Source organism: Kitasatospora sp. NPDC088742 (genome assembly GCF_055584905.1).
In genome coordinates this window covers 1-11,115 of the sequence record NZ_JBVJLD010000091.1, presented here as the reverse complement: position 1 = coordinate 11,115, position 11,115 = coordinate 1, and the positions used below count along the sequence as shown (strand labels likewise).

Sequence of the window (11,115 nt, the reverse complement as noted above, 5' to 3'; positions counted from 1 at the left end):
GCGAATCTCGGTGACCGGCACGGCGCCCTTACCACCGTCACCGAAGCCGTCGAGCACTACCGCGACCTCGCCACCGCCAACCCCCAAGCCTTCCTCCCCGACCTCGCCATGGCCCTCAACAACCTCGCTACCATTCAAGCGAATCTCGGTGACCGGCACGGCGCCCTTACCACCGTCACCGAAGCCGTCGAGCACTACCGCGACCTCGCCACCGCCAACCCCCAAGCCTTCCTCCCCGACCTCGCCATGGCCCTCAACAACCTCGCCATCCGGCAGGCAGCCCTCGGCGACCGGCACGGCGCCCTTACCACCGTCACCGAGGCCGTCACCATCCGCCGCGACCTCACCACCAGCAACCCCCGTGCCTTCCTCCCCGACCTCGCCACCTCCCTCAACAACCTCGCCAACCGGCAGGCAGCCCTCGGCGACCGGCACGGCGCCCTGGCCAGCGCGACCGAGGCCGTCGAGCACTACCGCGACCTCGCCACCAGCAACCCCCGGGCCTTCCTTCCCGACCTCGCCATGGCGCTCAACAACCTCGCCAACCGGCAGGCCGGTGCCGGTGACCACGACGGCGCCCTGACCACCGTCACCGAAGCCGTCGAGCACTACCGCAACCTCGCCACCGCCAACCCCCAAGCGTTCCACCCCAACCTCGCCGCCTCCCTCAACAACCTCGCCAACCACCGTTCCGAACTCGGCGACCTGCAGGGCGCCCTGACCGCCATCACCGAAGCCGTCACCATCCGCCGCGACCTCGCCACCGCCAACCCCCAGGCCTTCCTCCCCGACCTCGCCACCTCCCTCAACAACCTCGCCAACACCCAGGCAGACCTCGGGGACCACGACGACGCCCTGACCACCATCACCGAAGCCGTCAAGCACTACCGCGACCTCGCCACCACCAACCCCCAAGCCTTCCACCCCAAGCTCGCCGGCTCCCTCAACAACCTCGCCAACACCCAGGCAGACCTCGGGAACCACGACGACGCCCTGACCAACATCACCGAAGCCGTCACCATCCGCCGCAGCCTCGCCGCCGCCGACCCACGCGCCTTCCTCCCCGACCTCGCCGCCTCCCTCAACAACCTCGCCGGCATACAGGCAGACCTCGGGGACCACGACGACGCCCTGACCACCATCACCGAAGCCGTCGAGCACTACCGCGACCTCGCCACCACCAACCCCCAAGCCTTCCTCCCCAAGCTCGCCGCCGCCCTCAACAACCTCGCCGGGCAGCTCACCGCCATGGGACGGGCCGCCGAAGCCACGTACCGCTTCGAACAGGTGGCAGCCGACTTCCACAGCCCTCACAGCGACCGCCTGAAGCTCGTTCTGGCCCGGCACCTCGTCGATACCGGCGGCACCGCTCCCGGTGTCGAAGCCCTCATCTCACTGATCGTTCAGGAGCCGCCCGTCGAGCCGCCCCTGCGACTGCACTGCCACGCCCTCCTGCGCGAGCTGGCCCACCGGTCCGTCCCGGATCTCGCACTGATCACCGACCTGTGGAGCTCCAACACCCAACTGCCCCTTCCCGCCTGGCTCACGATCGAGCAGCGCGGCATCGACCTGGTCCGCTCCTGGTTGGGGAGCGGAGACTGGCACGAGCGACGGCAATTCCACCTCGCCCACGCGGAGGCCCTCGCCCGGGTACCTCTCCCGACCGCCGTGGAGGAGGCGGTCCCGTTGTCGCCGGAGGTTGTCGTCTTCCTCTCCGATCTGCTCGGGCAGACCGGAGCCGGGATCGACGCCGCCTACCGCTACCCGGTGCTCAGTGAACTGTTCAGGGCCTGGATGTCCACCCGGGACTGGCCCGAGTCCAGGGCCTTCCTCGAACAGCACCAGGGTGACCTGCTGTCGGCCGATGCCGTCGGCTCCCTCGCCGACCTGCCGGGAGGTGAGGGCCTGGAGGCCCAACTCCACCTCGCCATCCTGCACTTGGCCCTCGACACCTCCGTCGACACCGCCTTCGAGGCGCTCTCGGACCGGTCCGTCCTGGCCAGCGTCTACCTCCGGCCCGCGCTGGAGGTGGCGGACCCGGCCCGCATCCGCCGGTGCGCCGTTATCGAACTCGCCGTCCACCAGGACGAGTTCGCCGCAGCGCTGCACACCTCGATCGCTGACGCCCTCGACGGGAACCCGGCACCGACCGGCATCGGCCCGTCGCCCGTCGACGCCTCCGAACGCACCGCCGCCATCACCCAGGTCGCCGAGCTCATCCGCCAACACCCCCAGTACGCCTCATCGTTGAGTGAGCTGATCCAGGTCCTGCTAACGTCAGCCGAATGACGCGCCCGGCCCGGCCGGCGGCAGCCCTCACCGTCCTCGTCGTGCAGGCCGCCGCCCCCACCCTCCGTCTGGACGAGGAGTTACGGAACATCAAGGAGGCCCTCCGCCACTGCCAGTTCCGTGACGCCTTCGCCGAGGTCCGCGTCGCCTCGGCCGCCAGGCTGGAGGACCTCTCCCACGAACTGCGCAGCGGCACGCCGACCCTGCTCCACATCGCCGGCCACGCCGACGAGGACGGCAGCCTCCGGTTGCCCACCGACGACGGCGGCCACGCGCCCGTGCACTCCCCCGGGCTGCTCAAGCTCGTCCGTAGCCACGCTTCGCCGGAGCTCCTCGCGGTCGTCTTCAACACGTGCCACAGCCTCGACCTCGCGACCGCCTTCGCCGAGGAGTTCGGCTGCGCCATCGGTACGGACGGACGGCTGGACGACACCGACGCCGTCCGGTACGCCTCCGAGCTCTACCGCAACATCGGCGCCGGCTACGACATGGACCGGGCCCACCGGGCCGCGACGGCCTTCCTGGAGGCGAACGACAACACGCCCCGTGCCCTGCCCTCCCTCCACGTCGGATCGACCGCGCTGCCCGCGGCGGCGGTGATCCCGGTCGGGACGGCCCACCGGCCGGTGCCGCGCCGGGATCCGGTGAAGCCCCGGGGGACGGGGGTGCGGCTCCGGCTGCTCACTTCGATGTTCCCGTTCGGCGGGCTGGTCGGCCGCCCGTCCGACCCACCAACCGACCCACCGTCAGGCGGGGGTCCGCCGGCCGGGATGTAGTGCGGACGGACGAACGGGGTCACCCGGTGGGCGGCCGCGTTAGCGTGTGGCGCGGGGAACGACGATGCTGGAGCGGTGATGTACGAGACGGACTTCTGGCAGTTGATCGACGAGAGCCGGGACACGGCCGAGGGTGACCCTGACGAGCAGGCGGATGCGCTGGTCGAGCGGTTGGCGCAGCTGACGCCCGATGACGTGGTGGACTTCGCGCGGCTGTTCGAGGCGCGGTTCCAGCGGGCGTACCGGTACGACCTGTGGGGGGCGGCGCACCTGTTGCTGGACGGGGCTTCGGAGGACAGCTTCGACTACTTCCGGTGCTGGCTGATCGCGCAGGGGCGGGAGGTGTTCGAGGGAGCGCTGCACGAGCCCGACGCGTTGGCCGAGCTGGTGCCGGACTTCGACGAGGAGGAGGACGGCGAGGCCGAGGACATCGGCTACGCCGCCGACGAGGCGCACGAGCAGCTGACGGGGCTTCCACTGCCCGATCTGGGTGTGCAGCAGCCGCGGCGGCCGGAGGGCGACTCCTTCGACTTCGAGGACGCGACGGAGATGGCGAAGCGCTACCCCTCGCTGTGGGCCCGGTTCGGCGACTGACCGGTCGGCCGGTGTGCCGCCACCTCGGTTGACCTGAGCGGGAGTTGGGAACTCCTGGAGGTGCATGGCCGGAACAGGGACCGAGGGGGTGGCATGTCGGCCGAGGTGGCGGAGCTGGTCGGGCAGATCGGGCCGTACGTGGGGGCGGCCGTGACGGCGTACGGGGCAGGGGTCCTGACGCGGGCACCGGAACGACGGCGGTGGTGACCGCGCCGCAGACCTTGCAGGGCCTGGGCGGGATCGGGAAGACCCAGCTGGCGCTGGAGTACGCGCACCGGTACCGGGAGCAGTACGACCTGGTGTGGTGGATCGACGCGGAACAGGCCGCGCTGCTGCCCGCGGCACTGACCCGGCTGGCGCAGCGGATCGGCCTGCCGGTGGACGCGGACGCCGATCCGGTGGGGCTGCTCAAGGACGCACTCCGGCGCGGGGTGCCGAGCCCCCGCTGGCTGCTGGTCTTCGACAACGCGGACACTCCGGAGGCCGTCCGCGACTTCCTGCCGGACGGTCCGGGACGGACCCTGATCACCTCGCGGAACCCGGCCTGGACCGGACTCGCGGAGGTCCTGCCGGTCAGCGTGTTCACCCGGGCGGAGAGCGTCGAGCACCTGTGCCGCCGCGACCCGGCGCTGCCCCGGGAGGACGCGGACCGGGTGGCCGAGGCCGTGGGCGACCTTCCCCTCGCGGTCGGCATCGCGGCGGCCTGGCTGACCGAGAGCGGCATGCCGGTCAGCCGGTACGTGGACGAGTTGCGGGCGGGGGCGGCCCGGGCGTTGGCCGGGCACCAGCGGCTGTTCGGCCGGGAGCACGTCTTCACGCTGGTCTGCGAGAACGGGCTCGGGATCCACCTGCTGGCCTGCGGAGAGGCCGCGCAGGCCGTGCTGCACGGCACCCGGTGCGCGTCCGGGCTGCGCGAGCTGGCCGGACCGACGCATCCGCACACCCTGATCGCCATGGCGAATCTCGCCAACTCGCTTGCGGAGCACGGGGATACGGTGAAGGCGGAGGAGCTGGGGCGGGGAGCGTACCAGGGCCTGACGGCGCGGTACGGGGCCGGGCATCCGGACGTGCTCGGCTGCCTGTCGAACCGCGCGGTGACGCTCCGGGCTGCTGATCCCGAACTCGCCGGGCGGCTGCGGGTGGAGGCGTTCGCGGGCCTGGCGCGGGTGCTCGGGGAGGAGCATCCGAGCACCCGCGCCTGCGGGGAGTGGCGGCGGATCAGCCGCGATCTGGAGACGCAGTCGGTCTGAGGCGCCGGCGGGGCCGGGCCCGGGCGGCCTGCCGGTCGGGGCCTGCGGGCGGCGGCGGGGCGGCGGGCGGCGGCGGGGCGGCCACACCGTAGGCGACGGCAGCTCCGACCAGGGCGGCGCCGAGGAGGACCCGCGGGGTGAGGGCGGCGGTGCCGAGCAGGGCGCCGAGCAGGGCGGCGGCGAGCGGGATCAGGCCGGCGAAGAGGCCGGCCCGGTCCACGCCGAGGCGGGCGATGCCCGCGTACCAGAGGAAGAAGGCGAGCGCCGTGACGACCAGGGTGAGGTAGGCGAGGGCGACGGCCTCGGTGGGGGTCGGGAGGCGGAGGGCGGCGCGGCCTTCGAGGACGGCGGAGGCGGTGGCGAGGAGGGGGACGGCGGTCAGGCAGGCGAGGGCGGAGAGGCGGCGCGGGCCAAGGACGGGGAGCAGCGGGACCGCGAGCAGGGAGAAGCAGCACTCGCAGGCCAGCGCTCCGGCCGAGAGGAGCAGCCCGGTGGGGGTGGCGGAGCCGTGGCTCTGGATCAGCAGGACGCCGAGCACGGTGAGCAGGCCGCTGACGGCGACTCGGGTGGAGGGGCGGCGGCCGGCGAGGAGTGGTCCGGTGACGGCGAGGAGTACCGGGGTGGCACCGACCACGGCGCCGACGGTGGCCGCGTCGGCGTGGGCGACGGCGTTGAGGAGGAAGACGTTGAACCCGGCCATGCCGGTGGCCGCGAGGGCCAGGACGCGGCCCCGTTGACGGAGGGTCAGGCGGGGTGGGGGTGGGAGGCGCCGGCCGGGGATCAGGAGGATCAGTCCGGCGGCGAGGTAGCGCCAGGCCTGGCCCGCGAGGAGCGGGTAGGCGGTGAGCAGCGGGCCGACGGCGGCGGAGCTGCCGACGGCGGTCATCGCGGTGGCGGCGGCGAGGCTGCCGCGGAGGGTCCGGGTCTGGGTCTGGGTCCGGGGCTGGGTGGGACGGGCCATGGGAAGCAGCCTGAGGGGGAAGTGGTCCGGTCTGCCCGACCACTTCGGGAGCGGGGCACCGGACCACTTGGGGTGGCGGGTGCGTGGGGCCTCGGGGCGGGTGGAGGATCTAGTGCCGGGCACGGCACTAGGCTGGCAGGGCCGTCGAGTCGGGAGTGAGCGGGACGTGTTCGTCAAGATCTGTGGTCTGAGCACCGCGCCGGATGTCGCTGCGGCCGTCGCGGCCGGGGCCGATGCGGTCGGGTTCGTGCTGACCGAGAGCCCGCGGCGGGTGACGCCGGAACTGGTACGGGAGTTGGTGGCCGGGGTGCCCGAGGGGGTGCTGACGGTGGCGGTGTTCCGGGAGGAGCCGGCGGAATACGTCCGGGAGATGGTGCGGGCGGCCGGGGTCGGGGCGGCGCAGCTGCACGGGAACCACCGGCCCGCCGCCTTCGCGGAGTTGGTAGATCTCGGGGTACCGCTGATCCGGGCGACCTCGGCGGCCGCAGCGGCGGGGGCGTCCTGCGGGGACTTCGGCGAGGACCTGCTGCTGCTGGACTCGCCGGTGCCGGGCTCCGGGGAGGCCTGGGACTGGGCCGAGTTGGGGGCGAAGCCGCCGGGCGGGAAGTGGCTGCTGGCGGGCGGGCTGACGCCGGAGAACGTACGGGAGGCGATCGCGGCCGCCCGGCCGTGGGGCGTGGACGTGTCGAGCGGGGTGGAGGTACGGCGCGGGGTGAAGGACCCGGCACTGATCACCGAGTTCGTCCGGGCGGCGAAGGCGGCCTGAGCGGCCGGCCCTGGGTGGTGTGCAGGGGAACGGCAGCACGTGCAACTGGCTCGCCTGCCCCGATCTCACGCTGGTCCGCCTTCCGAACTCGCGCAGTTCCCCGCGCCCCCAGGGGTGTAGCCACTTCCGCGCCCACGCGGCGGAGCCGCAGATCAGCAGAGCCCCGCGCCCCCAGGGGTGTAGCCACTTCCGCGCCCACGCGGCGGAGCCGCAGATCAGCAGAGCCCCGCGCCCCCAGGGGTGTAGCCACTTCCGCGCCCACGCGGCGGAGCCGCAGATCAGCAGAGCCCCGCGCCCCCAGCGGCGTAGCCACTTCCGCGCCCGCGCGGCGGAGCCGCAGATCAGCAGAGCCCCGCGCCCCCAGCGGCGTAGCCGCTTACGTCGGTCGGCCCTGGGCGGCGAGGGCGTCGCGGAGGGTGGCCAGGGCGTCGGTGATGCCGGCGAGGGGGAGGTGGGCGTAGCCGATCACCAGGGCGGGGGGACGGGGCCCGGGGGTGACCTGGTGGTGGGCGCCGCCATGGAGCAGGACGGAGCGGGCGAGGGCTGCTGCGACCAGGGCCGACTCGTCGGTGGTGGGCGGGAGTCGGAGGTAGCCGTGCAGTCCGGCCGAGACGCCGAGCAGGGTGGCCTCGGGGAGGTGTTCGGCGGCGGCTCGGGCGAAGACCTCGCGGCGGCGGCGGTAGCGGGCCCGGACCCGGCGGAGGTGGCGGTCGAGCAGGCCGCTGGTGACCAGTTCGGCGAAGGCGTACTGGGTGAGGCCGTCGGTGCCGAGGTCGCGCCGGGCGCGGACCCGGTCGAGCGCGGCGGTGAGCGGTGGCGGTACGGCGAGCCAGCCGATCCGCAGCCCGGGCACCAGGGCCTTGCTGGCGGTGCCCGCGTAGACCACGTGCTCGGGTGCGAGCCCCTGGAGGGCGGCTGGCCGGGCGTCGCGGTCGAACCAGAACTCACCGTCGTAGTCGTCCTCGACCACCAGGCCGTCGGTCTCCCGGGCCCAGCGCACCAGGGCCTGGCGGCGGGCGGGTGAGAGCACCACGCCGGTCGGGTACTGGTGGGCGGGCGTGACGAGCACCGCGCGGGCTCCGGTGGCGGCCAACTCCCGTACGTCGATGCCCTCGTGGTCCACCCGGACGGGGACCACCCGCATGCCGCACTCCTCGATGAACCGGCGCTGGCTCCGGTGCCCCGGGTCCTCGACCGCGAGGGTGCGGACGCCGAGCCGGGGCAGCGCCTCGCAGAGCAGCGAGAGGCCCTGGGCGAAGCCGGCCGTCACCATCACCGTCCCGGCCTCGGCCCGGACGCCGCGGACCCGGCCGAGGTAGTCCGCCAGGGCGCGGCGCAGCAGCGGGTGCCCGGCCACCGGCGGGTAGTCCAGCTCCTCGCGTCCGGCGGTGGCCAGCACGGTGCGGTAGCAGGCGAGCCACTCCTGGCGGGGGAAGGCGGAGGGGTCGGCGCGGCCGGTGCGCAGGTCCCAGCGGACCGGTACGGCTGGTTCCGGCTCGCGGAGGGTGACGGCGGGCGGTGGGGCGGCGCCGTGGGCGCGGTCGGCGACGCGGGTGCCGGAGCCGTGACGGCAGGTCAAGTAGCCCTCGGCGGCCAGCTGTTCGTACGCCTCGACGGCGACGCTGCGGGAGACGTCGAGGTCTTCGGCGAGTTGGCGGGTGGAGGGGAGACGGGTGCCGGGGCGCAGGACGCCGTCGGCGATCCGGTGGCGCAGGGCGTCCTGGAGCTGCCCGGCCAGCGAGGTGGCGGAGGCGCGGTCGACCTCGACGGACAGGTGCCAGGCCACGGTGGCCACCCCCTTCTCGCTCCCCCGGCGGCCAGTCTGCCACGGCGGAGTCGGGGTGCGGGTCAGGCGGCGCCCGGGCCGGTGCCGCCCTGGGCGGCCACGGGGCGGATGGCGGCGACGAGTTGGTCGAGGAGGGCGGCGGAAGGGGCGTCCGGGTGGTCGTCCACCGAGCCGACCAGGACGGCGTAGCCGCCGCCCGGGGACGGGACCGCGACCACGAGCACCTTGCCGCTCGACTCCTTCGTCGGATCGACCTGCCAGCGTTCGGCGTAGCCGGGGACGCCGGCCACGGTGACCGGGCCGGAGGCGAGGCGGTGGTGGGAGTTGGGCTTGCCGAACATCGCCGGGGCGTACTCCGCCATCCGCTCCTCGGCCACGGCCTGGGCGCTGGCCCCGCTGAACGCGTCGGCGATCACCTCGAAGACGCCGCGCGCGCAGGAGCCGTCGCCGATGCCGCAGTCGTAGGGCCGGGTGGTGAAGTTGAGCAGCACGGAGTCGCCGTTGGGCTGGTTGTTCTTCCAGCCGGCCGGGAGCGGCACCCGCCAGCCGTGGGTGGTGTCGGTCAGGGAGCCGAAGGACTGCAGCGGCGTGCTGCTCGGCAGCACCGGCGTGGGGGTCGGGGTGGGCGTGGGGGGCGGCGACGGGGTGGGCGAGGGCGACGGGGTGGGGGAGGGCGTGGAGTTCACCGTGGCGGACGGGGGCGGGAGTTGGGCCTGCTTGCCGTCGTCGCCCCGGCCGAGCCAGAAGGCGGTTCCCGCCGCCAGCGCCAGCACCGCCAGGACGGCCACCGGCGCCACCCAGGCCCGGCGGGGCGGCTCCGGCGGCTGCGGGAGTGCGTCCTGCGGGCCGGGGGCGGTGTCCTGGTCCGGCAGGCGGTACTCGTCCGTCCAGGCCGCGCCGTCCCACCAACGCTCGCGGGGCAGACCGTCCGGCCCCGGTTCGAGCACGGGGTACCAGCCGGCCGGCGTCGAGTAGCTCATCCCGGTACGGTAGCGCTCAGCCGTTCGAACTGTCAGGGCAGTTGACGAAGCGTCAGCGTGTGGCCGGCGGGCTCAGGAGGCGAGCGGGCGGCCCATCCAGATGTCGTCCACGTAGCGGCCGTCGATCCAGAACTCCTCGGTCAGCACGCCGTCCACCACGAAGCCGCAGCGCTCGTACAGGCGGCGGGCGGGGGCGTTGTGGCCCAGCACGCGCAGGGTCATCTTGCGGATGCCGTCGGCCTTGGCCACCGCGCAGGCCGCCTCGACCAGGGCCTGGCCGACGCCGCGCCCGCGGGCGTCCGGCGAGACCGCGAGGCCCTGGATCTGCCGCACGTGCCGGTTGCTGACCAGCGGGGTGGGCGGGGCCTGGCGGATGTGGCCGACCACCTTGCCGTCCAGCTCGGCGACCAGGAACTGCTCGGGCAGGCGGCGGTCGTCGAAGATCTCGGCGTTCTCCTCCGGCCGCGGGACGACGTCGCTCAGCCAGGACCAGGCCTCGCGGTCGATCCGGGCGATCACCTCCTCGTCCTCGTCCCTGGCGGTGCGTATGAACAGGTCGTCGGCTCCCATGGTCGTCATCGTAACGACGGGCGTCCGCGTCCTGCCGGGATTTCCCACGGCACACCCTGGGCGGGGCGGGGAGCCGGGCCGGCGGCGGGGTCGTGACGGCCGTGCCGGTGCGGAGCGTCCGGGGCGACCTGCCAGGATGGGGCCATGCGTATCGCGGTGACTGGTTCCACGGGACTGATCGGTTCGGCGCTCGTCCGCTCGCTTCTGACGGACGGCCACGAGGTGGTGCGGCTGGTGCGGCAGCGGTCGCGGACCGGCGTGCAGCCGGACGGGACGGTGGGCGTCGGGTGGAACCCGGCCCGGCTGGAGATCGACCGGGCCGGGCTGGCCGGGGTCGAGGCGGTGGTGCACCTGGCCGGGGCGGGGGTCGGCGACCGGCGGTGGACCGAGGAGTACAAGCGGGAGATCCGGGACAGCCGGGTGCTCGGCACCGAGACCCTGGCCGCCGCGCTGGCCGAGCTGAAGGAGCCGCCCAAGGTGCTGGTCAGCGGCTCGGCGGTCGGCTACTACGGGCAGACCGGCGATCAGGTGATCGACGAACGGGCGCCGGCCGGCGACGACTTCCTGGCCCGGATCTGCGTCGAGTGGGAGGCGGCCACCGCCCCCGCCGAGGCGGCCGGGATCCGGGTCGCGCACGCCCGGACCGGGCTGGTGCTGGCCACCGGCGGAGGTGCGGGCGGGCGGCTGCTGCCGCTGTTCCGGCTCGGCCTCGGCGGGCGGCTGGGCGACGGGCACCAGTACTGGAGCCTGATCTCGCTGGAGGACGAGGTGGCGGCGCTGCGGTACCTGGTCGACACGCCCGGGCTCGCCGGCTCCTTCAACCTGACCGGCCCGGAGCCGGTGACCAACGGCGTGATGACCGAGCTGCTCGGGCAGGCCCTGGGGCGGCCGACGCCCTTCCCGGTGCCGCGGTTCGCGCTCCAGGTGGCGCTGGGCGAGATGGCGGTGGAGGTGACGGGCAGTCACCGGGTCGTCCCGGAGCGGCTGTTGCAGTCGGGCTTCCGGTTCCGGCAGCCGACGGCGGAGGCGGTGGTCCGGGCGGCGGTCGCCTAGGGCCTGTTTCGAAAGTGCTGGTCACAGCCACTCGTTGATGGCTGCGACCAGCACGGTCGCTTCGTAGCGGACGGCGAGTTTGTCGAATCT

At 74.0% G+C, this 11,115-nt stretch carries 10 protein-coding genes; 6 read left to right on the top strand and 4 right to left on the bottom strand.

Annotation, left to right across the window (positions count from 1 at the left end; all coding sequences use genetic code 11):
* From ACZ6ZR_RS37930 to ACZ6ZR_RS37915, 4 genes are all read left to right on the top strand, one after another.
* A partial coding sequence (locus tag ACZ6ZR_RS37930; protein WP_465650489.1) for a tetratricopeptide repeat protein occupies positions 1-2,289 on the top strand: 2,289 nt, incomplete at its 5' end.
* Entirely contained in the window at positions 2,286-3,065 is a 780-nt protein-coding gene (locus tag ACZ6ZR_RS37925) for a hypothetical protein (protein ID WP_465650487.1), read from the top strand. The genes ACZ6ZR_RS37930 and ACZ6ZR_RS37925, both read left to right, overlap by 4 nt.
* Positions 3,066-3,143: 78 nt before the next feature.
* Entirely contained in the window at positions 3,144-3,659 is a 516-nt protein-coding gene (locus ACZ6ZR_RS37920) for a DUF4240 domain-containing protein (RefSeq protein ID WP_465650485.1), read from the top strand.
* A gap of 203 nt (positions 3,660-3,862) precedes the next feature.
* Complete coding sequence (locus ACZ6ZR_RS37915) at positions 3,863-4,909, top strand: tetratricopeptide repeat protein (RefSeq protein ID WP_465650483.1); 1,047 nt, start codon at positions 3,863-3,865, stop codon at positions 4,907-4,909.
* On the opposite strand, the gene ACZ6ZR_RS37910 is transcribed toward ACZ6ZR_RS37915, so the two are convergent.
* Positions 4,878-5,870 carry a DMT family transporter gene (locus ACZ6ZR_RS37910; protein ID WP_465650481.1) on the bottom strand — a complete coding sequence of 331 codons (993 nt, stop codon included), beginning with the start codon at positions 5,868-5,870 and terminating at the stop codon, positions 4,878-4,880. The genes ACZ6ZR_RS37915 and ACZ6ZR_RS37910 overlap by 32 nt on opposite strands.
* A gap of 166 nt (positions 5,871-6,036) precedes the next feature.
* On the opposite strand from ACZ6ZR_RS37910, the gene ACZ6ZR_RS37905 reads away from it, so the two are divergent.
* On the top strand, positions 6,037-6,636 hold the full coding sequence (locus tag ACZ6ZR_RS37905; protein ID WP_465650479.1) for a phosphoribosylanthranilate isomerase: 600 nt from the start codon (positions 6,037-6,039) through the stop codon (positions 6,634-6,636).
* Between the two features lie 376 nt (positions 6,637-7,012).
* Here ACZ6ZR_RS37905 and pdxR read toward each other — a convergent pair whose 3' ends face one another.
* From pdxR to ACZ6ZR_RS37890, 3 genes are all read right to left on the bottom strand, one after another.
* A complete protein-coding gene (gene pdxR / locus ACZ6ZR_RS37900) occupies positions 7,013-8,431 on the bottom strand; it encodes a MocR-like pyridoxine biosynthesis transcription factor PdxR (RefSeq protein WP_465650477.1) in 1,419 nt (472 codons plus the stop codon).
* 53 nt (positions 8,432-8,484) lie between these two features.
* A complete protein-coding gene (locus ACZ6ZR_RS37895) occupies positions 8,485-9,402 on the bottom strand; it encodes a hypothetical protein (protein ID WP_465650475.1) in 918 nt (305 codons plus the stop codon).
* Between the two features lie 72 nt (positions 9,403-9,474).
* Entirely contained in the window at positions 9,475-9,972 is a 498-nt protein-coding gene (locus tag ACZ6ZR_RS37890; RefSeq protein WP_465650473.1) for a GNAT family N-acetyltransferase, read from the bottom strand.
* A 144-nt stretch (positions 9,973-10,116) separates the two neighbouring features.
* Between ACZ6ZR_RS37890 and ACZ6ZR_RS37885 the strand changes: the two genes are divergently transcribed.
* Entirely contained in the window at positions 10,117-11,025 is a 909-nt protein-coding gene (locus ACZ6ZR_RS37885) for a TIGR01777 family oxidoreductase (protein ID WP_465650471.1), read from the top strand.
* The last annotated feature ends 90 nt before the right edge of the window (positions 11,026-11,115 follow it).